Annotated in this window: 22 protein-coding genes and 2 pseudogenes; 3 read left to right on the top strand and 21 right to left on the bottom strand. The window is 37.7% G+C overall.

Features of this window, described 5'->3' with window-relative positions:
* Positions 1-170 precede the first annotated feature (170 nt).
* Together nrdF and D8845_RS07175 are read left to right on the top strand one after the other, a co-directional pair.
* Entirely contained in the window at positions 171-1,133 is a 963-nt protein-coding gene (gene nrdF / locus D8845_RS07180) for a class 1b ribonucleoside-diphosphate reductase subunit beta (protein WP_000451364.1), read from the top strand.
* A 148-nt stretch (positions 1,134-1,281) separates the two neighbouring features.
* Positions 1,282-2,049, top strand: coding sequence for a DeoR/GlpR family DNA-binding transcription regulator (locus tag D8845_RS07175; RefSeq protein WP_125452975.1), 768 nt, complete (start codon positions 1,282-1,284; stop codon positions 2,047-2,049).
* A gap of 104 nt (positions 2,050-2,153) precedes the next feature.
* Here the strand turns inward: D8845_RS07175 and D8845_RS07170 are convergent, their stop codons facing one another.
* From D8845_RS07170 to D8845_RS10605, 20 genes and pseudogenes are all read right to left on the bottom strand, one after another.
* Complete coding sequence (locus tag D8845_RS07170; protein ID WP_125452974.1) at positions 2,154-2,411, bottom strand: DUF3884 family protein; 258 nt, start codon at positions 2,409-2,411, stop codon at positions 2,154-2,156.
* 41 nt (positions 2,412-2,452) lie between these two features.
* Positions 2,453-3,859 carry a 6-phospho-beta-galactosidase gene (lacG, locus tag D8845_RS07165; RefSeq protein ID WP_125452973.1) on the bottom strand — a complete coding sequence of 469 codons (1,407 nt, stop codon included), beginning with the start codon at positions 3,857-3,859 and terminating at the stop codon, positions 2,453-2,455.
* A 214-nt stretch (positions 3,860-4,073) separates the two neighbouring features.
* Entirely contained in the window at positions 4,074-5,765 is a 1,692-nt protein-coding gene (locus D8845_RS07160) for a lactose-specific PTS transporter subunit EIIC (RefSeq protein ID WP_125452972.1), read from the bottom strand.
* A complete protein-coding gene (locus D8845_RS07155) occupies positions 5,765-6,082 on the bottom strand; it encodes a PTS lactose/cellobiose transporter subunit IIA (protein ID WP_001078331.1) in 318 nt (105 codons plus the stop codon). The genes D8845_RS07160 and D8845_RS07155 overlap by 1 nt, the downstream gene beginning before the upstream one ends.
* Positions 6,083-6,117: 35 nt before the next feature.
* Positions 6,118-6,954: a PRD domain-containing protein gene (locus D8845_RS07150; protein ID WP_125452971.1), complete on the bottom strand. Its 837-nt coding sequence runs from the start codon at positions 6,952-6,954 to the stop codon at positions 6,118-6,120.
* A 234-nt stretch (positions 6,955-7,188) separates the two neighbouring features.
* On the bottom strand, positions 7,189-8,169 hold the full coding sequence (lacD, locus tag D8845_RS07145) for a tagatose-bisphosphate aldolase (protein ID WP_125452970.1): 981 nt from the start codon (positions 8,167-8,169) through the stop codon (positions 7,189-7,191).
* Between the two features lies 1 nt (position 8,170).
* A complete protein-coding gene (locus D8845_RS07140) occupies positions 8,171-9,100 on the bottom strand; it encodes a tagatose-6-phosphate kinase (RefSeq protein ID WP_125452969.1) in 930 nt (309 codons plus the stop codon).
* A 10-nt stretch (positions 9,101-9,110) separates the two neighbouring features.
* Complete coding sequence (lacB, locus tag D8845_RS07135) at positions 9,111-9,626, bottom strand: galactose-6-phosphate isomerase subunit LacB (protein WP_001216913.1); 516 nt, start codon at positions 9,624-9,626, stop codon at positions 9,111-9,113.
* A 30-nt stretch (positions 9,627-9,656) separates the two neighbouring features.
* Positions 9,657-10,082 (bottom strand): galactose-6-phosphate isomerase subunit LacA, encoded by a 426-nt coding sequence (gene lacA, locus D8845_RS07130; RefSeq protein ID WP_125452968.1) that lies wholly within the window; start codon positions 10,080-10,082, stop codon positions 9,657-9,659.
* Positions 10,083-10,367: 285 nt separating this feature from the next.
* Positions 10,368-11,264 carry an aldose 1-epimerase family protein gene (locus tag D8845_RS07125; protein WP_125452967.1) on the bottom strand — a complete coding sequence of 299 codons (897 nt, stop codon included), beginning with the start codon at positions 11,262-11,264 and terminating at the stop codon, positions 10,368-10,370.
* A 98-nt stretch (positions 11,265-11,362) separates the two neighbouring features.
* Entirely contained in the window at positions 11,363-12,838 is a 1,476-nt protein-coding gene (locus D8845_RS07120; RefSeq protein ID WP_000338737.1) for a PTS galactitol transporter subunit IIC, read from the bottom strand.
* Between the two features lie 46 nt (positions 12,839-12,884).
* Positions 12,885-13,190 (bottom strand): PTS sugar transporter subunit IIB, encoded by a 306-nt coding sequence (locus D8845_RS07115; protein WP_000590547.1) that lies wholly within the window; start codon positions 13,188-13,190, stop codon positions 12,885-12,887.
* A gap of 38 nt (positions 13,191-13,228) precedes the next feature.
* Positions 13,229-13,705, bottom strand: coding sequence for a PTS sugar transporter subunit IIA (locus D8845_RS07110; RefSeq protein ID WP_000521980.1), 477 nt, complete (start codon positions 13,703-13,705; stop codon positions 13,229-13,231).
* A gap of 197 nt (positions 13,706-13,902) precedes the next feature.
* On the bottom strand, positions 13,903-14,592 hold the full coding sequence (locus tag D8845_RS07105; RefSeq protein WP_000643965.1) for a sugar phosphate nucleotidyltransferase: 690 nt from the start codon (positions 14,590-14,592) through the stop codon (positions 13,903-13,905).
* An 11-nt stretch (positions 14,593-14,603) separates the two neighbouring features.
* Positions 14,604-15,482, bottom strand: coding sequence for a DMT family transporter (locus tag D8845_RS07100; protein ID WP_000791828.1), 879 nt, complete (start codon positions 15,480-15,482; stop codon positions 14,604-14,606).
* On the bottom strand, positions 15,472-16,341 hold the full coding sequence (licA, locus tag D8845_RS07095; RefSeq protein ID WP_125452966.1) for a choline kinase LicA: 870 nt from the start codon (positions 16,339-16,341) through the stop codon (positions 15,472-15,474). The genes D8845_RS07100 and licA overlap by 11 nt, the downstream gene beginning before the upstream one ends.
* 16 nt (positions 16,342-16,357) lie before the next feature.
* Positions 16,358-17,380, bottom strand: a complete 1,023-nt coding sequence (locus D8845_RS07090; protein ID WP_125452965.1) for a ribitol-5-phosphate dehydrogenase — start codon at positions 17,378-17,380, stop codon at positions 16,358-16,360.
* 4 nt (positions 17,381-17,384) lie between these two features.
* Positions 17,385-18,092: a 2-C-methyl-D-erythritol 4-phosphate cytidylyltransferase gene (locus tag D8845_RS07085; protein WP_125452964.1), complete on the bottom strand. Its 708-nt coding sequence runs from the start codon at positions 18,090-18,092 to the stop codon at positions 17,385-17,387.
* A 332-nt stretch (positions 18,093-18,424) separates the two neighbouring features.
* Positions 18,425-18,517, bottom strand: a pseudogene (locus tag D8845_RS07080) (twin-arginine translocase TatA/TatE family subunit); the annotation flags it as partial.
* Positions 18,510-18,809: pseudogene (locus D8845_RS10605) on the bottom strand (EfeM/EfeO family lipoprotein); the annotation flags it as partial. The pseudogenes D8845_RS07080 and D8845_RS10605, both read right to left, overlap by 8 nt.
* A 186-nt stretch (positions 18,810-18,995) precedes the next feature.
* On the opposite strand from D8845_RS10605, the gene D8845_RS07075 reads away from it, so the two are divergent.
* Entirely contained in the window at positions 18,996-19,295 is a 300-nt protein-coding gene (locus tag D8845_RS07075) for a YbaB/EbfC family nucleoid-associated protein (RefSeq protein WP_125452963.1), read from the top strand.
* 72 nt (positions 19,296-19,367) lie between these two features.
* On the opposite strand, the gene D8845_RS07070 is transcribed toward D8845_RS07075, so the two are convergent.
* Positions 19,368-21,131, bottom strand: a complete 1,764-nt coding sequence (locus tag D8845_RS07070; RefSeq protein WP_125452962.1) for a glycerophosphoryl diester phosphodiesterase membrane domain-containing protein — start codon at positions 21,129-21,131, stop codon at positions 19,368-19,370.

Below are 21,131 nucleotides of genomic sequence, written 5' to 3'. Positions count from 1 at the left end.
TTTCTCAGATAAGTATTCATTCACCCTGCTAAACTAAACTGGAATAAGCATCTATACTATGAAATAACAAAAAGTCGGACTTCCGACTTTTTGTGCGATACTCCTCTAGAATTATGATAAAATAGAAATAATTGTGAGTTCGCAATACTAAACACAGAAAGAGATTTCAAATGGAAACTTACTACAAAGCCATTAACTGGAATGCCATCGAAGATGTCATCGACAAATCAACTTGGGAAAAGCTGACGGAGCAATTCTGGCTTGATACACGTATTCCCTTATCAAATGACTTGGATGACTGGAGAAAGTTATCAAACAAGGAAAAAGACCTGGTCGGTAAAGTCTTTGGTGGATTAACTCTCTTGGATACCATGCAATCTGAAACTGGGGTTCAAGCCCTTCGCGCAGACATCCGTACACCACATGAAGAAGCTGTTTTCAATAACATCCAATTTATGGAATCTGTTCACGCTAAATCTTACTCATCAATCTTTTCTACTTTGAATACAAAGGCTGAGATTGAAGAAATTTTCGAATGGACCAATACCAATCCTTACCTACAAAAGAAGGCTGAGATTGTCAACGAAATTTACCTCAACGGTAGCCCACTTGAAAAGAAAGTTGCCAGTGTCTTCCTTGAAACCTTCCTCTTCTACTCTGGTTTCTTCACTCCCCTCTACTATCTTGGTAACAACAAACTAGCCAACGTCGCGGAAATCATCAAATTAATTATTCGTGATGAGTCTGTTCACGGAACCTACATTGGTTACAAATTCCAACTTGGTTTTAATGAATTACCTGAAGAAGAGCAAGAAAAACTTAAAGAATGGATGTACGACCTGCTCTACACTCTCTACGAGAACGAAGAAGGTTATACAGAGAGCCTCTATGATGGTGTTGGTTGGACGGAAGAAGTCAAAACCTTCCTTCGCTACAATGCTAACAAAGCTCTCATGAACCTGGGACAAGATCCACTCTTCCCAGATTCAGCTGATGATGTCAACCCAATTGTTATGAACGGTATTTCAACAGGAACATCTAACCACGACTTCTTCTCTCAAGTCGGAAATGGTTACCTACTTGGTGAAGTTGAAGCCATGCAAGACGATGATTACAACTACGGTTTAGACTAATATTATCTATTTTATAAGCAATAACAAATATCATGGTTTGTTTAAAACAACCATGATATTTTTGTTTTTGTTTTCTTTTGTTTTTTTCTATTTGATTGATTGAGTGTTTTGTGGTAAGATAATAATAGTAGAAATCGAGGTGAAAAGGATGCTGAAACAAGAAAAATTAGATAGTATTCTAGAAACAGTGAACACCAAAGGAACTATCACTGTAAAAGAAATTATGACTCGCTTGGATGTATCAGATATGACTGCTAGACGCTACTTGCAAGAGTTGGCAGACAAGGATCTACTTGTTCGGGTTCACGGTGGAGCTGAGAAAATTCGCACAGGTTCCATTTTAAACAATGAACGTTCCAATATCGAAAAACAAAGCTTACAAATCGCAGAAAAACAAGAAATCAGCCGTTTTGCAGGCCATTTAATTGATGAGGGTGAAACCATTTTTATTGGGCCAGGAACAACATTGGAATCTTTTGCTCGTGAACTTCCAATTGATAATATTCGTGTTGTAACAAACAGTTTACCAGTCTTTCTCATTCTAAACGAACGAAAACTAACAGATTTGATTTTAATTGGTGGAAACTACCGCTCTATCACTGGAGCCTTTGTCGGAACACTAACCTTGCAAAACTTGGCCAATCTTCAATTTTCTAAAGCTTTCGTTAGCTGTAATGGTATTCAGGACAATGCGATTGCGACCTTTAGTGAAGAGGAAGGTGAATCCCAACGCATCGCTCTCAATAATTCCAATAAAAAATACTTACTAGCTGACAATAGTAAGTTCAATAAATTTGATTTTTATACCTTCTACAATATCTCTGATATTGATACCATCGTTTCAGATTCTAAACTAAGCAAAGAAACCTTCGAACAACTTTCAAAACAAACAAAAATTATTCTTTCTAAACCATAAAACTGAGGATTGATAAAAAATAAAATGCGTCATATCAAGAAAATAAGAATCTTGATATGACGCATTTTTGGATGAAGATTTTTACAAGGAGTTTCCTAGATTATTTATGATTGTTGAAACGGCATAAAATCTGAATCAAAGGAGATATTATCCCGTTCTTCAGGACTGATAAAATTTAAAAAGATATTTTTAAATTCTTCCAGCTCATAGTCTGAATAGCAAATCCATTCTTTACCGGTAGAGACATACCATTTCCCAAGATTTTTCAGCTCCTCATTAGTCAAACAAGGTATTTGAGAACATTTATCAAAATTAATAATATAAACTTTTTCATAAATTGATTGGATAAAATTTTTGAACATCTTTTACCACACTAGAATTCTATATCTAATTACTAATTCTACTAGTCTATAATCTGACTTTCCGCTACTTTCTTGTACCAGTGAGCTGATTTCTTAGGATAACGTTCTTGAGTTTCAAAGTCTACATAGAAGAGACCGTAGCGTTTTTCATAACCGTTTGACCATGAGAAGACATCCATTAATGACCAAATGAAGTAACCTTTTACATTAGCGCCATCTGCAATAGCATCAGACAAGACTTCCAAGTGTTGTTTGACATAATCAATACGGCCATCATCGTAAACAGTGTTATCAACGAACTCATCTTTATAACCAAGTCCATTTTCTGTGATGTAAATCTTCTTGTAGTTAGGATAATCTTTCTTCACTCGCATGATTTGGTCATATAAACCTTGAGGGTAGATAATCCAATCCCAGTCCGTACGTGGTACATAGTCAGGAGCTACACGACGACCAACACCTTTGATTTGGTATTTAGAGCTTCCTTTCTCACCCTTACCATTATGGATAATTTCAGTTTCTCCATCAAATGCTTCCATCCAGTCACTCATATAGTAATTGATTCCAAGGAAGTCGTTCAAGTCTTTTGCGGCTTCTAATACTTCGAAATCTTCTTCACGAAGATCTAAGCTACCACCATTGACTGATAAGATATGGTTGACACCTTCCATCGTTTCAGCTGAATAGCGACCTAGATAAGTTGCATCCAAGATAAATTTATTGTGAATAATATCTTCCAACTCAGCAGCGCGAACATCTGCTTGATTTTCAGGATCTAGAGGATATTTAGTAGGCAGGGCATGAACAACACCAATTTCACCTTTATAACCTTTATCTTTATATAGCTTGACTGCATGCGCATGAGAAACCATCATATTGTGGTGCGATTGGAAAACTTTGGCAAGGTCGTACTGGATACCTGGAGGGAATTTACCAACCAAGTATTGACCATCACCAATTGGCCCAATTTCATTAAAGGTTGTCCAATAGTTTACTTCTGGGAATTCTTCAAAACAGAAGGCAGCGTAGTCTACAAAGTGTTCGATATTTTCACGGTTTAAGAAGTCTCCATTTGAATGTAGAGCTTCTGGCGTATCAAAGTGATGAAGAGTTACAAAGGGCTCAACATGACGTTTGTGACACTCTGCAAATAAATTATGATAAAACTCGACACCTTTCTGATTTACTTGACCGTAGCCTGTTGGGAAAATACGTGACCAGGCAATAGAAATTCGAATGCCATTGACACCATACTCTTCTGCTAGCTTTAGGTCAACTGGATATCGATTGTAAAAGTCACTGGCTGGTTCTGCAGTGTACCAATAGTTATCTTCAAGATATTTATCCCACGCAACTGGTCCTTTTCCATCAGTATGTGTAGCACCTTCTGCTTGATAGGCAGCTGTTGCGCCACCAAAAATAAAGTCTTTTGGTAATGTTTTTGTCATTTTTTTCACCTATTTCTTGATTTAAATAAACTAAAAGTGAGAGGAGAGGAGTCAGTGAGCCATCCTTCTCCATCTCACTTCTTGTACCAAGTCACCGAATTGTGACATGAGGAGGTAAAAACGATATCTTTTTACCGACGAATTAACAAGNCGATTAGGAAATTCGCCATAGCGATTTCCGTAACGATAGNAGACTNTTTNANAGTCCCTATNNTTAATCGAATTGAGCTTGTACAAATGCAAGAGCACCTTTTCCATCACGGGTTAATTTGATGTATTGAGCGCCTTCTGTTTTCGCAAGTTTAATACCAAGTTTATCAGTTTCTGCTTTCATGTCTTCAAAGTTTGAAGCAACTTGAGGTGCAAGGATAACTAAATCAAACTCTGGCAACATTTCACGGTGAGCACCATAGCCACCTGCTGCTGCTTTCACAGGAACATTGTATTCTGCAGCTGCCTTATTCAAAGCATTTGCAAGGAGACCACTTGTACCTCCACCAGCACAGAGAACGAGGACATTTGTTTCTTCAGTGATGGTATTTTGTGCTGCATCGACACCCGCTTTTTCAAGAATAGCATCTGCTTTTGCAGTGTTGAAGTTTGCAGCAACTTTGTCTTTCAATTCATCATTAGATTTACCTGAACGCTCTTCTTCAAGAATTTGTTCATCATAGACTTTAAGGAATGGATAGTAAATGACTACGTCAACCACGATTAGAAGGGCAGCAAGAATGAATGATAGAACTTGGAAGTTCGTACCAAGAACTAGACCTAGTGGAGCTGGAGTTGTCCATGGTAGATTAGCAGTAAATGAGTTCATTCCAAGAGCTTCAATAAAGAATTTGAAGATCCAAACGTTTGCGATTGGAGCAAAGATAAATGGAATGAAGAAGATTGGGTTCAATACAAGTGGTGCACCAAACAAGATTGGTTCATTTACACCAAAGAAAGTTGGAACTACTGAAGCACGTCCGATTGCACGGTTACGTTTTGATTTTGTTAACCACATGAACATGAATGGAACAACCAGTGTCGCACCAGTACCACCCATGGTAACGATAAACATTTGTGTACCAGAAGTAAGAATCTTGTCAGCGTGCATACCTTGTTGGAGAAGGTTCAAGTTGACTTCGGCATTGGCATAGGTAATTGCTGCGATAGCAGGTTCAACAATAGATGGACCATGGATACCAACAAACCAGAAGAAGGCAAAGGCACCAAAGATAATGGTGATACCTAGATAACCATCAGCAGCAGAGAATAATGGTGCAAAGAATTTACCGATTGATTCTGCTACACTAGCACCAACAAAATGACGAGCTAGTAAATCAAGAGCATAAAGAGAAACAACTGATAGAGTGAATGGAATCACATCTTTAAAGACTTGTGAGATATTTGGTGGAACTTCGTCAGGCATACGAATAGTGACGTTGTTCTTAACACAAACCTTATAGATTGCTACAGTAACAAAGGCAGCAAGGAAAGCTGAAAGCAAACCTTTTGTCCCCAAGAATCCAGTAGCAAGACCATTTTCGATAGGATCAGCTGCCAACATCAACAAACCAACAATTGCTGCCAACAATGTTGACATATAGTTGATTTGATTGGTTTTCTCCATGCTACGGTTTACTGAGTCGGTCAATGACTTGGCTGTTGTACCAGCTACCAAGAGAGCTAAAATACCCATTGAATAGCTGTAAGGTTTCATAAGAAAGGCTACAACTTCATCAGACCATTTAAAGCCCCATGAGTTTGGTACAAAGGCAATCAAGATAAAAATACTTGAGAAGAGAATAACAGGCATACCTGCAATGAAACCATCACGAATAGCACGAAGATAGATATTACGAGATAATTTCTCAAAGAAAGGTTTTCCTTTCTCAATAAATGCAATTAGTTTATTCATTATTTAACTCCTCTCTTGTACAGTTCAATTAAATGGTGCATCAAATCTTTTAACAAAATAGTTGTCATCAAGTGATCTTGACCATGCATCATGGTCACACTATACGCTAAGTCCTCACCAGAAGCTTCCTTAGTCAATAGACTTGTTTGCGCGTGGTGAGCCTCAGCGATACAGCTACCAGCTTCCTCTACCAGAGCGTCCGCTTTTTCAAAATCACCAGCTTCAGCAGCCTTCAAGGCTTCCAATAGTTTTGAACGAGCGTCGCCAGCATAGGCTACGATTTCAAAACCTAACAATGTTACTTCTTCTCTATTCATGATAGAATTCTCCTTATGTATTTTTAATTAAATTTTTATGACAATAAACGTTGGATATGTAGAACTAGATAAACTCGTTCACTTTTATACAAATCAAGACCCGTATGTTGCGTAATCACATCATAGATCTTGGAACCAATCTCGAACGCTTTTGGATAGGATTGTTTAATGTGATCTTCCATATCCAGAAGTGATTGGTTATCATCTCTAGATCTGTCTAAATAATCCAAGAAATAATTCAAATGAATCATAAAACGATCATAGAAATGGTTATTCTCTTTGGTTCGTTGAATTGCATAACCCTTTAGCACTTCTTCAACATTCCTGAGAATTTCTTTCCTCTTATCAATCGACTCCACAAGTTCCACTTCATTTTCGCCTTCGGCATTAATGAAATGATAAGCAATCCGAATAATCTCGTCCTCAGGAAAATGATCTGCTAGCTTCTGACGGTAAATTTCAAATGCTTCATTTGCGATTTGAAAAGCGACAGGATACTTAGTGGAAATATCTGGCAGATTACTATCCTTGTACCTTCCTTGTGCTAGAGCCTGGTAAGAACAGTAAATATGATCTGTCAAGGTTACGTAGAGATACTCTTGAATCGGATAATGATATTTCTTTGATAGCTTATCAATGATTTCATAAGTCACTGTGATAAAATCAAGCGGAACATCTTTGAGGAGAGCCATAAAGTTTTCTCTTGACTCTTCGGTCTTCATCCGAAAGATTTTCTCAACCTGCTGTTCAGCAATCAAATCCCCTTTCTTCTTTCCAAATGCAATCCCCTTACCAATCACAATCACTTCTTCTCCTTTATCATTTCTGACAAGCGAGACATTGTGATTCATTGGATTTAGAATTCGATACATGTCAACCTCCTTTTATATCTTAAAGGTATATGAGTACAAAAAATGACCACAAATGAACTAGAAAATCAGCCGATTTCTAATTCACCTGTGATCATGCCTAATATTACTTAGTAACACTCACCTTGTATTAACTTGTGATTTAAGTATAGCACAAGTAAGTTATTTTGTAAACCTTTACATACAACTTTTTTTAAAATTTTTTTAGATTCATGTTCCTAACCTAGGAGGACTTGCTTACACGCGTTCTTTCCATGAAGTCGCTGTTGTTTGAAGAACTTTGTTGAGTTCGTCAATGTTTTCAAAACCAGTTGTGCGAAGCCATTCACGTGCTGCTTCTTCACCATCTTTGATGTAAGCTTCAACTGATCCAGCCCATGTAGCACGGCCACAAAGAACTCCATTGAAGTTTGCACCTGATTCATGGGCAAATACAAGAGTATCTTGGAAGAGTTTAGCTGATACACCAGCACTCAAGTAGATGTATGGCAAGTTAGTTGCTTCATCTTGAGCTTTGAAGAAGGCTGCTGCTTCTTCACGTGTATAAACTACTTCACCTTCAGCAAAGCCTTCAACATATTTAATGTTAACAGGAACTTCTACTTTCAAGACGTCAATGTTAAAGCGTGGGTCTGAGAAGACTTTCATAGCACCGATAACTTTGTGTGGTTTTACTTTCGCGTATTCTACAGAACCAGCGTCTGCAATTTTTTCATCATAAGCAAGGATTTCAAGGAAGAATGGGATATCTTCAGCCACACATTCAGAACCGATACGTTCGATGTAAGCTTGTTTTTCTTGGTTAAGTTCGTCTGAGCTATCTACATCATAGTAAAGCAAGAATTTAACTGCATCTGCACCTTCTTCTTTAATACGTTTTGCAGACCAAACATCCAAGCAGTCTGGCAAGCGTTTTGTGCTTGTTGTATCATAACCTGTTTTTTCATAAGCAAGGAGAAGACCAGCTTTTTCATCAAGAGCTTTAGTCGCTGGAAGTCCATACTCAGGGTCAAGAAGCATTGATGAAGCGTATTTAGTCAATTCATCTGCTACCAAGACTTTAAGTTCTTCCATTTGAGCTACAGTTGGTTCTTCTGTTTGGTGTTGAGCCATGAGGCGTTTCAAAGCACCACGTTGGTCAAATGCAAGAGCTGAGATGATACCATTTTCATCAGAAAGTTTTTCTAAGCGTGCACGTTTTTGTTCTGTTAAAGTCATTTTATACCTCTTTTACTATTAATTGATCATATAGAGCTTGATAGTTGGCCATGTTGACATGACCAGTCATTTTTTCTTGAGCATTGAGCATACCAAGGACATTTGCCTTGATGAGTAATTCTGCATCCGATTCTTTATGAAGAAGTCCTGAAGAAATTCCTGCCACAGTAGAATCTCCAGATCCGACAGGGTTGACCACCTGAATTCTAGGAATATCTACCTTGTAGAAAGTGTCCCCATGTTTGGCAAAGGCACCGTTGGCACCAAGTGAAACGATAATCCATTCAATACCTGCAAACAAAGGTTCTTGAAGTACTTCTTTTAATTCATCCAAATCCTCAGAAACTTCTCTTCCTAGAAGCTGAGATAGTTCCTCATTATTTGGTTTGATGACTGTTGGTTTATGTGGTGATTCAAGAACCGCCTGAAGTGCTGCACCAGAGCAGTCCAAGACAACAGGCTTGCCAGCTTGATTAGCAAGTTCAACCAAGCTCGCATAGTAATCAACTGGAAGGCCAGCTGGCAGACTACCCGAGATGGCTACTACTTCAACTGACTCCAAGAGTTTTTTGAAATGTTCCAAAAAGTATTGACCTTCTTGTTCAAGAACTTCAGGTCCTTTTTCAAGAACTTCTGTTTGGTTGTCACCGTGAAGAATAGCAATACAGTTACGAGTTTCTCCCTGAATTGAGAAGAAATCTTTCTTTACTTGATTATCGATATGTTCAACCAAAAACTCACCAAGTTTGCCACCCACTAAACCAGTAGCAAGAACAGAATCCCCAAATTCTGAAAGTACTCGGGTAACATTGAGTCCCTTACCACCAGCCGTTTTGGTTACATCCACCACACGATTGACAGTATCAATCTTCAACTCATCCAAAGGATAGGAAATATCAATAGATGGGTTCATTGTGACTGTTAAAATCATAGGTCACCTCTTAGTCGTGGTATTCTCCGCGATCCCATTTTTCAAGGAATTCAGTGAAGAAGTTTGCGTCTGTTTGTTGAGCATTGTGACTTTCAACGTGTTCAATTTTCGCAATCAATTTTTTGTTTTCTTCAGATGGTTTGTACTCAGCATGGATGAAAGCTTCAATGATGTCACACATGAGCAATTCTCCAGTAATCTTACCACCAAAACCGATAACGTTGGCGTTCAATTGTTCTTTAGCATAAAGGGCTGTTGTCATATCACGAACCAAGGCAGAACGGACACCTGGAACTTTATTTACAGCGTTGTTGATACCAACACCAGTACCACAGATACATACTCCAAGATCAGCTTGACCACTAGTTACAGCTTCCCCTACTTTTTTACCAAAGATTGGGTAGTGAGTACGTGTATGGTCATATGTACCAAAGTCAATAACTTCATATCCTTTTGATTTCAAAAATTCTGAAACCGCCATTTTTTCATCTGTTACGATGTGGTCACATCCAATTGCAATTCTCATTTTTAACTTACCTTTCTTACTGTAATCTAATTAGCACATTTTGTTCAACATATCGACACGAATTTGGTGACGTCCACCATCGTATTTACCGTTAACAAATCCTTTAGCAATGTTTTTAGCCAATTCATCACCAACAAGTTGTGCACCCATAGTGATTATACGTGAGTTGTTGTGGCCACGAGTCATATAAGCTGAACGTTCGTCAGATACTTCTGCAGCAACCATTCCTTTGATCTTAGTTGCGACCATAAATGGACCAGCTCCATAAGCATCAATCACGATACCAAGGTTTTGTTCTTCTTTGTTTACTTCTGCAGCAACAGCAAGAGTCACATCAACAAAGTCTTGACCTTCAGCTGTAACATCCACAACGTGGAAGTTTTCTTTTTCCAAGAAGTCTTTCACAACTTCTTTCAATCTCAAACCTGCAGCATCTGCACCGATAACAATAGACATATTGTATACTCCTTTTATTTTTCTAGGCTAGTAAAGACTTTTATGGTTAGCAGTTTACCTACAAAAAGTTTTCTAGCAGTTTATTGACAAATTGGATTGAACGAGATGAATGACACCTTATTCAAGTTTAGGAAATCAATTTCCTAGAAATAATTCTTCTCCACGAAAGAGAATATAACAAGTGATTATTTGTTTGTTACAAACATCATTTGTTGCTTACAAACATAATATACTCCTATTTCCGGAAAAAGTCAACAGTTAGTGTTTGTTTTTGTGTTTTTTTAACTAAAAAATTTCGATATCAAAACCAATTTGATCCATTTGACCAGGTTCTAGGAGACGAACATTTTTCTTATCTTCGAGATGATCTCCTTCTTCAAGGGATGTTGACAAGCCAGACCATGGTTCAAAGGCAATGAAAGGTCCTTTGTTCAAAGTTGACCAGACAATGAGATTTGGAAACTCTGCAAAGTGCACTTTCAATCCCTTATCATGTTTCCGAGAACGAAGGGCAATTGTTCTAGATTGCAATTCATCTAAGGTCACTGCATCTGTGCTGAAAAGATCATAATTAAGAACTAATTTCTTTTGATCCTCTAGCCATGGACTTCTATCTTGAAAATCAAGCATCCCCGTTTCTGGGAAAGGACGTGGAACAGAGCAAGTCTCTTCTTTCTCAAACTCTAAGTAGTAATCTTCATAGACCTCATCATCCAGTAGAGGACAATTAAATCCTGGATGTCCACCAATAAAGTAAGGCATGACCTTGCTAGTTTCTTTATTGAAAATTTTGTATTGAGTCCGTACTGTCTTTCCTGTAAGGATATAAGTGATTTCTAGGCGGAAATGATAAGGGTAGTTCTGATAGCTATTCTCATCGTCTTCAATTGCAAAAGTTACACTCTTATCTGTTTGTTCAACTAATTCAAATTCTTTCTTACGAACCAAACCATGACGAGGAATGTTTCCTTTTCTTTCTTGTCCCTTCTCATCTATATAGAGGGCTGTATCCTCTCTCAAAGAACCACAAATGGGGAAGAGAACAGGAGCTTGTCCACTCCAATAAGTGGCATCCCCTTGCCACAAATACTCAACTCCCTCAGCATCTTTTATAGAAGAAAGAGCCCCACCAAAACTGTTAAATTGAACTCTTAATTGTTCTGATTTTAATTCAATTACCATTATTTTCTCCGATTTCTTGATAGTTTATAAAAAACTAGGCTGTCACTCCTAATGGTATGACAACCTAGTTTCAACAATTTACATTTTATAGGAGCGCATTATTTTGCTTTTGCTGCGTACTCTTCATTACGTTTGATCATTTGTTTTCTGTACCAAGCAAAGATACCGATATAGAATACAAGGAAGACTACAGCACCAAGGATTGCTTTGATATCACCTGTTGTAGTGTTACCAATTGTCCAACCAAGAAGTTTTTCGATTGGTCCTTCAAGAGTTGAGTGAGTGATCAATTGAGTTTCGCTCACACCTGCTGGGAAGGCACCTACACCTTTAGCAAGTTCTGTTGCAAATGGTGCGATAAGTGTACCTGAAAGAAGGAAGAGTGGCAACAAGAGTGTTCCGAAAATAATCATACGGAGCAATTTACCACGAGTTACAACCAAGAGAGCTGGAGTAACACCCATTGCGATGATACCTGCAAGTGGCAAGATACCATTTCCAACTTTTGAAAGAAGAACAGCTTCAATCAACATGATTGGTGCAAGTACGTTAGCACAAGCCCAGATTTCAGCACGACCAGCGATGAATGGCCAGTCAAGACCGATGTTGAATTTACGTCCTTGAAGACGTTTAGTAGCAACGTTTGTAATACCTTGTGATAGTGGTTCTACGGCTGCGATGAACCATGAACCGATAAGTGAGAAGAGTTCCAAAGATACACCGGCAGTCAAACCAAGAGACAACCATCCTCTGATAACAAGACGCCATTTATCTGCATCGGCAACACCTGCAATTGGATGTGGAGTTCCCATAATACCGATAACGATACCAAGAATGAAACCGATGAAGAATTTAGATCCCCAGAAACCGATTTTTTTGTTCAATTTAGCAGCGTCAAAGTCATATTTATCAAGTCCTGGGAAGAATTTTTCAAAAATCTTATCCAAAACCATGATAACTGGGTTCATCATGTAGTTCATGTGAGTTGATGTCATTGGTGATGAACTTGGTGCATTAAGAAGGTCATCAAATGTAGGTTTCATCAAGTCAGAGTTGATAATTTTCAACACACCAACAAGTACGATAGCTGCTGTAGCAATCAAGAGTGAAACCCCTTGGCTCACACCGTTATTGTCTGCATACCATTTAATCAAAAGACCTGTGATAGACAAGTGCCAGATATCGAAGATATCGACGTCAAGTGTATCAGTTTTCTTCATAGCAAGCATTACTACGTTGACAATCAACATGATAAGCAAGAAGTAAAGTGTCCAAGCAGATCCCCAAGTGATTGTTGCAAGTGGTGCCCAACCAACGTCAGTGATACTCAATTGGATACCAGTATTTTCAACGAATTTTGCAAGTGATGCAGAGAAAGCACCATTTAGCATACCGATGATAGCTCCGATACCAGTAAGAGCGATGGCAAGTTTGATACCACCTTCAAGCGCTTTGGAGAATTTCACTCCAAAAAGTAAAGCCAATACTGTCAAAATGATTAACATGATGACAGGTCCACCCATATCTAAGATAGGTGTGAAAAATTCTTTGATTAGGCCAAAGATTGCATCCATAACAGTTCCTCCCTTTTTATGTTATATGAATGTTAACAAATTTGAATTAGCTTAACCCGTGTTCTTTGATAGCTGCTTCAATATTGTCAAATACTGGAGCACTCATTGCTGGGATACGGAATAAGATTGGTCCAGCTTCGATAACTGGAATACCTGGGTCAAAACCAAGGTCTGTAGCAGCAATTGGTGTGAAGATATCATAACCTTTGATAAGGTCTTCATTAACGTCTTTGACCATTACCGCATCACAGTGAACATCGAAACCGCGGTTTGAAAGTTCTTCTTCAAGAGCACTTTTAATTTGGTGGCTTGAATTAACACCTGCACCGCAGGCAGCAAGAATTTTAATCATATGGATTTCCTCCGATTTAATATTTTTAATAGACAAGATTATGCAGTTGCTTCAGCGATATAAGCATAGAGAGCTTCTGGTTCAGAAATTTTTGATAGATCTTCAAGATGACCATTTCCAGTAAAGAAGTCCATCAACTGAGCAAGAATGTTCGTTTGACTTGAACTTGAGTTATTAATGATAAAGAAGAGCAAGGATACCTCTACTTCCTTATCTGGCGCAATCATGTTGTGGAAGGTCACTGGTTTTTCTAATCGAACGACCACAACTTTTTCAGCTAGATTATGAACAATATCTGTGTGAGGAATAGCCACATTCGGCAAATCCTTACCCAAAAATTCCATATCTAAGCCAGTTGGAAATGACTTTTCACGCGTGATCAAGGCTTCACGATAGGTTGGAGTTACGATTTCTCGTTCTTCCAATAAAGTTGCAACCTGATCAAAGAGTTGTTCTTGATTATCCGCTTCTAAGCAAAACACAAGGTTTTTGTCAAAGAAATGATCTAATCCCATAAGGTTTTCCCTTCTTTCCATTAACTTTATGCTATAAGTATAACACTATATGAAATCGTTGTCAATATTTTTCTGTTGTTTTTTGTTCATTTTTTGTTTTTTTTATATCTAACAACCATATTTCAAACAGTTATTAAAAATATCAAACTAAAGTGAAATAAAAAACATCCGACTATTTTAGCCAGATGTTGGAATCTTTAATTTTCGTTTTTAAGAATTTCTTCTAATTTATGATAGTCTTGGACACTATCGATTTCATAGATACTATTGCCTTCTAATTCTTCAACATAGACATCCAGCTCTTTGATATTATCCTTAACCATATTGTCCCAGTAGAGATCAACAAATTCACCACTTGCATAAGCCTTGTCAATAAAGCTGACAATCTTTTCTGCAGTTGGAGCATCCCAGAAGGATACACCACTAAGGATGCGACCTGCCTTGCTATCAACAATAATGTCTTGAACTTTGTAGTCATCGCCATAGACTAAGAACCATTCATTAGTACAATCTTCACGATAGACACTAAAATAAGTCGAACGTGTCAAATCATTGCGGAACATATTTTTAAAGAGATAATTATCGGCATCAATAACATAGCTGTTAGCTAATTCTTCTTTTACAAGATAGAGAGAGTAAAAGTTATTGTAGTCAGCGTATTTATCATTGAAGACGAGGCGAACACCATATTTCTCTTTTAAATAATCGAATTGTTCTTTAAGGTAACCAACGATGATGATGATGTCGTTAATTCCTTTTTCTTTGAGAAACTCAATTTGGTATTCAATCAGGGGTTTTTGATTAACCTGAACCAAGGCTTTAGGGGTATTTTCAGTCATAGGACGCAAGCGAGTTCCCAAGCCCGCTGCTAAGATGATGGCTTTCACACGAATCTCCTTTATTCTTTAATAATAATATAAACTCCAGCAATAACGACAAGTGACGTAATAATTGTCAACATATCTAGCGGTGCACCCAAGAAAACAACTGCAAACAAGACTGTCCATACTACATAGCTCACGTTAAGACCTGTAGCCTTGGCTGGTTGCAAGCGATTGATAGCGATATAATAAGCCAAGTAGGAAATCATATCAAAGGCTGCAAAGACAATCATAAGACCTAACAATTGTCCATTAGCTACTTCTGCAAATGACTGATGAGAGAAGAGCACAATCACAAGATAGGACAAGAATGAAGTCACTTGACGGATTAAGAGGGCTTCGATTTCACTCAATTCACTTTCCATAGCAAAGGAGCTAAGAACACTCTCACTTCCCCATGCAATAGCACAAACCAAAGCACAGAGAATACCAATGTAGAAGGAATTGACCTGTTCAACCTTATAGGTCTGAGCAATAATCCCTGCAATAATCAAGACAATCCCAAACACAGTATTTTTCGAAATCTTGTGCTTCAAAAAGAAGAAAGCCAATAAAACTGAAATCGCAGGATAAATAGCCGATACAGATGAAGCTAAAGAACTACCGATATACTTAACTGCATAAAGATTGGCCTGCATACCGATAGGGCCTGCTAGCAAGGCTCCGATGATCACACTAACATTGCGAATATTTAAGAAAATTGAGAGACGAACTTTTCCTTCTTTTACCAAGAGAAAAGCTAGTAAGATAAAGATACTCAAGAAATCGTGAGCAGCGGCTACCACAAAGGGCGACAAGTCAGTAAAAATTGAAAAGATATAAGCACTAATCGTTAGACCTAAACCCCAGAAAATACCTGAGAGTAAACCGAAGGAAACTCCATTTTTATTTTTCATCTGAACCTCCATAATTAGCCAGACCTTTAACAGCTCTTTGGTAACGATTCACACCATAGTCACCAAAATCTGCCCCTTGCTCTTCCTTATAGACAGTCCATAGACTCCAAATAGTATCTTGCAAAATTTTATAGATCGCAATCTTTTCACGAGAGACAGGTGTTTGCTCACTCTCATAGTGAGACAAGAAGGCTTCTTCCTCTTGACGAGTGAATTCAGACTCTAAAAAGAGAGCAGCCAAATCCCACATTGGATCATTCATTGATGAGTATTCCCAGTCAATCAGATAAAGTCGTCCTTGAGGTGATTCGATAAAGTTTTCAGGCACTAAATCGATATGACAAGATTTTCTGTCAACACCTAAGTCAGCCAGTCTTTTCTCTAAGGAGAAGACTTCTTCTCGAACAGCTTCGTAGTTGACATAAGGGATTTTTTCTTCAATCAAGGATTCGTATTTTTTGATTTCTTCAAAAGGAGCAAATTCTCCCCTTAATTCCTTACCAGAAGCATGAATGGTTTGTAAAATTGGAGCAATTTTATCAAACTTGGTCTTGATTGTAGTTGAATCAAGTGTAATCGCAGATTCGATATACTCATTTACTTTGATACCAGCTTCAATATCAAAAAGATAATTTTTTACATCTAAGTCTAAATCCTTTAGTAGTTCAAGATTGTACTTTTCATCCTGACGATTGATCAGTTTTTCTGTCCCTTTACCAAAGAATTTAACAATGTATTGCTTATTTGTTGTTTTGGCCAAATAGTTTTGATTGGTCATTCCCCCCAGTTGTTCAACACTGAGGACTTCCTCTTCTTCACTAAGTAAGGAAGAAATTTTTTCTTTAATGATTTTCTCCACAATTAACCTCCAGCACTTATACTTCCCACTTAAACACTGTTTTAAAGGCTGTGTTTAAATCGGTCGCAAAGACACGGTGAATATCTTTAATTTCTCTTACAGGTTCTTCTAGATAAAGGATATTTTTAAGACGATTTGCAAATTTCTTGACTTCCATCATTTGGATTGCATTTTCAAAATCGATGCGACCAGAACGAGAGGAGCCTACCAAGAGCAAGCCCTTTTCTAAGGCATCGCGTGTATTGAGATTGACTTTATACTCGCTAACACCCATCATGAGAATCGTTCCCTGAGGACGAATGTAGCGAATCAAGTCATTTATAGCTGGTCCAGTACCATCACCACCACAACACTCAAAAGCATGATCAAAGGTCAAATCTTCAGGAATATTGTCAGTAATATAGCATTCTTTGGCAAATGAGAAAAGTTCCAATTTTTCCCAATGACGACCAATAACCACAATCTCTGCTTCTGGCAAAGTATAGTTGATAATATTGGCAACCACAAAAGCTAAACTTCCATCTCCGATAACGGCGATTCGGTCCCGCTTGCTATGAGCAAGGGTCAATAGACGATTCATAGCGTGCATGCCGACACTGACAAACTCTGTAATGGCTGCAACCGTATCTTCGATAGCATCATAAGCCACCACACGATCTTTAGGAAGAGAAACAAACTCTCTCATAAAGCCATCAAATCCACTAGACAAGAAATGAGTACCTGTCATGTAGTTCTCATAGAATTCTTCATCACTCTGCATAGGTGGCTGATTGGGAATCATGACAACTTTTTGACCAACTTCGTAGGTTCCTGTTGGATCAGAAATAACGGTTCCACATGACTCGTGAATCATTGCCATTGGAAGCTTTTTATTCAAAATCTTCGGATCACGTTTTCCTTGGTAGTAACGCTGATCCGCATGACAGACAGCCATGTAGTTAGGGCGGATGAGGATATGATTCTCTTGGTCAATGGCCTCTTCCTGGTATTTGACATTGATAAACTTAGGCTTTGTTAATTGGTAAATTTGATTAATCATTTTATTACTCTTCCTCAATCATGCTTTTTGCAATCTTCAGATCTGTTACTGTAGTAATTTTCAGATTTGAATATTCACCTTTAGCCAAGGCCACATCTTTTCCTTTGATCACAAAGATTTTACATGCATCTGTTAAGATTTCCTTCTCCTCAGCAGAAAGAGAGCCATAAAGGTCCATGAAGTCCTTGCAACGGAATGTTTGAGGTGTCTGTCCTTGATAGAGGTGAGCACGATTTGGAATATCTGTAATAAATTGACCATTAGTACTTTCAACGATAGTATCAACCGCTTCTACCACTGTGTCCACTGCGTCATGATTTTGGGCAAGTTTGATATTGTCTTGAATCATGCGAAGTGTAATAAATGGACGAACAGAATCGTGGGTAACAACGATATCCTCTGGAGTAAGCGGACGATAAGCATCAATAGCTTCAATGATTTTCTCAATACTCGTATTGCGGTCAGCACCACCTTTTGTAATGATGATACGATCCTTATGAAGGGGCAGATATTTATCTACAAGATCCTCTGCATGGGAAACCCAGTCTCCGTGAACACCAACTACAATTTTTTCAATGCTTGGTTCCAAGACAAATTTTTCAATTGTATGAACCAATATAGGTCGATCACCTAGCTCTAAAAATTGTTTTGGCAAGTTACTGATTCCCATACGTGTGCCAGTTCCACCGGCAAGAATTCCTGCATAAATCATCTTTTTTCTCCTTTGTCTTACTAAAAAACTTATTCTCTCTATTATACCACAATCTAGTCCTATCTTGAAAGAAATACCAGACCTCCCGTTCTAGAATAGAAAGGTTAAGTAATGCTGTTATTAAAAACTAGACCATTTCCAGTAGTGACTAGGAATTCTGTAGTCATTACTAATAAATAGCTGTGAAATTTTAGAGTTCTTCAGAATAATATAGCTTTCTTAAAGAAAACTTAAATTTATATTTTCTTAATACAAGAAAAAGCTAGGAAATGGTAAATTGTCTGACAGAGACACACTTCCTAACTTCTTATTTTTAGTAAAACTCACAAGTCTTACTCTTCCTTATCTTGATTTTCAGTTCCTTTAACTGCTTTTTTAAATTCAGATAACATTTTACCAATTGATTCGCCTAGTTCAGGCAATCGGTTCTGAACGCTCATAAGACATACGAATCAATGGATAAACCTTCTTAGCTTCTTCCAACTTTCCCTCTTTCAAAAGTTTGACAAAGCCTTCCGTATCTGTCAAGAGTTTATCAATTTGCTCTTACACAAAAGTCTTATAGTCAGCAGTGGCCTTATCAAGCATTTTTTGCTTGTCTTCAGACAAAGCTGTCACCTTAGACGAAGCGGTTGTATCTGCTGATTTTTCAAAACGGACTGCACATGCTGTCAATAGCAAGGCTGAAGATAAAAGGACAAAACCTAGTTTTTTCATTGTATACTCCTATCGATTCAGGGGACCTGAATTAATTTTACGTTTCATTATACTATGTTTTCAATCATTTTTCATTAAATTTTCAGAAAATTTAATATTGAGTAATTTATACTAATAATAGACTTTTAGCCTCAAAATTGATAAAATAAAAAGGAAAATAATTGGAAAAGGAAACTATAAATCACCATGATGAACATGCAAAACATGATGCGTCAAGCACAAAAACTTCAAAAACAAATGGAACAAAGCCAAGCTGAACTTGCTGGTATGCAATTTGTTGGCAAATCTGCTCAAGACCTTGTCCAAGCAACCTTAACTGGAGATAAGAAAGTTGTCAACATTGACTTCAATCCAGCTATCATTGACCCAGAAGACCTTGAAACTCTTTCTGATATGACCGTTCAGGCCATCAACTCTGCTCTTGAACAAATCGATGAAACTACAAAGAAAAAACTGGGTGCTTTCGCTGGGAAATTGCCATTCTAAGCATTAAAAAAACAAGCATTCAAGAGAATACTTGCCTATCGTGGGAGGAACAACTGTTCCTCTTTTTGTTTACTAAAAATTAAAGAATTCCATGGCCTGTTTGAAAAGCAAATCAGTATACTCTGGGTTTTCTTGGGCAATGGTAACCTGCTCTTGAATCATTTCCAAGTCATCTGTTATCATGCCATCAGCTCCTAGCTGAACGGATTTATCAAAGGACTCTGAACTATTGATGGTCCAAACGTACAATTTCTGATCCGTATTCCAAAGCTTGTTGACAAAATTTTCATCCAAGGTTGAATACTCCATAGTATAACCTGTGGCCTTGGTTCTTGGAAAGATACTATTGTAAGGTAGGATGAAATAGACTGGAATTTGTGAATCGTAGGCTAAAACCTGGTCAATCACATGGTAGTCTAAGGATTGCATTTGGTGACCATTCTGCTTAAGAACAGTTCCATATTTTTCCATAAAGCGTTTCATCATATCTGGACTATCTTTTCGACTGGTTTTAATTTCAATAAGGAGTTTTTGATGCAATTCATTGGCTTTATTGAGATAGTCATCAAAACTAGACACCTTGCTATGATAACCATTTTCTGAAATATTGAGTTTGGTTAATTCTTCCAAAGTGAGATCCTGAGGATTGGCATTAACTCCTGTCAGATTCTTGATATTGGCATCATGCATCATGACAAACTGACCATCTTTTGTTTCCTGAACATCTGTCTCAACGAAATCTGGACTTAGTTGGGCTGTCTTTTCTAAAGATTGAACTGTATTCTGTACACCATTCTTATTGGATACTCCCCTGTGAGAAATGATTAAAGGTTTATGTGAAACTGGAGCTTCTAAATAAACATAACCCTCAAGAGCGAAAAAGATACAAGCACAGCCCATCACTCCCCATCTCATCCAGTGGTCTTTCTTTCTCCTTGGTGTGATTTCTAGTTCTTCTCCTGTTAAGAAGGAAACAAACTTAATGAGAAAGTAAGTCAAGGCCATATAGTGGAAATTCTTAATCAAGACAAAGTTAATAATTCCCATCACAAGAGATTCCTTATGGGTCAATCCATCCATCAGTGCCTGACTTGCCAAGATTGGAATCAATAAAAGAATGAAAAATAGGTAGGTTTTGACGACAATCCAAAGCAAGTTCCAAGTATAAAACCAGGAGTGCTTTCTTGTCTTTTCTAGACTATATCTGACTGCTTCTTTGACGGTTTTCTTCTCAAATAAAAGCTGGGGTAGGGCAAACATCAACCGTACTGAAATATAAAACAAAAGTAAAGCCAGAATAGTAACCACTATACCTACTAGCCAATACTTGTCTTCCACATAATCAACGATAAAGTCTGGAATGACAATTTTATTTAGGTAGTAAATCTTTAAAATCTTTCGAATCAATGGAAAGAGCATCATGACATAAAAGAAGATAAAGGCTATCTTGGAAAGCGTGACTTGCTTCATAAACAAGAAACTTTGGCGAAAGACCTTACGACTGTACTCCAGCAAGGTCCTTTTTTCATGGCATAATAAATGCCGAGCACCAATAAAGAGAAGTCCTATCTGGTAATAGGCGACCAATAAATTAACAATTACCAGAGCAAATAAAGCAAGACTAATAAAGGGTGAACCCATTATAATGGCAAAAATATTGTTGTAGGAAAGAAAGAGATAGCCTGTCTGACGGAGCAAAAGTCCAGCAATCCAAGAATTTGATGGTAACCAGACAAACTCAATCATCATAAAAGTCAAGAAAAATAGAAAGAGTATTTTATCTAGATTAAAGTATATCTGCTTAAAACCTAGATTTTTAGGTTTTTCAGGTTTCAT

Source organism: Streptococcus mitis, assembly GCF_003942865.1.
GTDB classification, from domain to species: domain Bacteria; phylum Bacillota; class Bacilli; order Lactobacillales; family Streptococcaceae; genus Streptococcus; species Streptococcus mitis_BI.
Note: the sequence above shows the minus strand (reverse complement) of the source record. Positions and strands in the feature narration are given on the sequence as shown.

Excerpts from the sequence above, each read along its gene's own strand:
- lacB (WP_001216913.1), bottom strand. The coding sequence starts at position 9,626 with ATGAGAATTGCAATTGGATGTGACCACATCGTAACAGATGAAAAAATG.
- lacG (WP_125452973.1), bottom strand. The coding sequence starts at position 3,859 with ATGACAAAAACATTACCAAAAGACTTTATTTTTGGTGGCGCAACAGCT.
- D8845_RS07175 (WP_125452975.1), top strand. The coding sequence starts at position 1,282 with ATGCTGAAACAAGAAAAATTAGATAGTATTCTAGAAACAGTGAACACC.
- D8845_RS07125 (WP_125452967.1), bottom strand. The coding sequence starts at position 11,264 with ATGGTAATTGAATTAAAATCAGAACAATTAAGAGTTCAATTTAACAGT.
- D8845_RS07155 (WP_001078331.1), bottom strand. The coding sequence starts at position 6,082 with ATGAATAGAGAAGAAGTAACATTGTTAGGTTTTGAAATCGTAGCCTAT.
- D8845_RS07110 (WP_000521980.1), bottom strand. The coding sequence starts at position 13,705 with ATGGGATTAGATCATTTCTTTGACAAAAACCTTGTGTTTTGCTTAGAA.
- D8845_RS07100 (WP_000791828.1), bottom strand. The coding sequence starts at position 15,482 with ATGAAAAATAAAAATGGAGTTTCCTTCGGTTTACTCTCAGGTATTTTC.
- D8845_RS07140 (WP_125452969.1), bottom strand. The coding sequence starts at position 9,100 with ATGATTTTAACAGTCACAATGAACCCATCTATTGATATTTCCTATCCT.
- D8845_RS07115 (WP_000590547.1), bottom strand. The coding sequence starts at position 13,190 with ATGATTAAAATTCTTGCTGCCTGCGGTGCAGGTGTTAATTCAAGCCAC.
- D8845_RS07085 (WP_125452964.1), bottom strand. The coding sequence starts at position 18,092 with ATGATTTATGCAGGAATTCTTGCCGGTGGAACTGGCACACGTATGGGA.
- D8845_RS07070 (WP_125452962.1), bottom strand. The coding sequence starts at position 21,131 with ATGAAACCTGAAAAACCTAAAAATCTAGGTTTTAAGCAGATATACTTT.
- D8845_RS07120 (WP_000338737.1), bottom strand. The coding sequence starts at position 12,838 with ATGGATGCAATCTTTGGCCTAATCAAAGAATTTTTCACACCTATCTTA.
- D8845_RS07160 (WP_125452972.1), bottom strand. The coding sequence starts at position 5,765 with ATGAATAAACTAATTGCATTTATTGAGAAAGGAAAACCTTTCTTTGAG.
- D8845_RS07090 (WP_125452965.1), bottom strand. The coding sequence starts at position 17,380 with ATGATTAATCAAATTTACCAATTAACAAAGCCTAAGTTTATCAATGTC.
- D8845_RS07075 (WP_125452963.1), top strand. The coding sequence starts at position 18,996 with ATGATGAACATGCAAAACATGATGCGTCAAGCACAAAAACTTCAAAAA.
- D8845_RS07170 (WP_125452974.1), bottom strand. The coding sequence starts at position 2,411 with ATGTTCAAAAATTTTATCCAATCAATTTATGAAAAAGTTTATATTATT.
- D8845_RS07150 (WP_125452971.1), bottom strand. The coding sequence starts at position 6,954 with ATGTATCGAATTCTAAATCCAATGAATCACAATGTCTCGCTTGTCAGA.
- lacD (WP_125452970.1), bottom strand. The coding sequence starts at position 8,169 with ATGACTTTAACAGAACAAAAACGTGCACGCTTAGAAAAACTTTCTGAT.
- lacA (WP_125452968.1), bottom strand. The coding sequence starts at position 10,082 with ATGTCTATTGTTATCGGTGCAGATGCTGCAGGTTTGAGATTGAAAGAA.
- nrdF (WP_000451364.1), top strand. The coding sequence starts at position 171 with ATGGAAACTTACTACAAAGCCATTAACTGGAATGCCATCGAAGATGTC.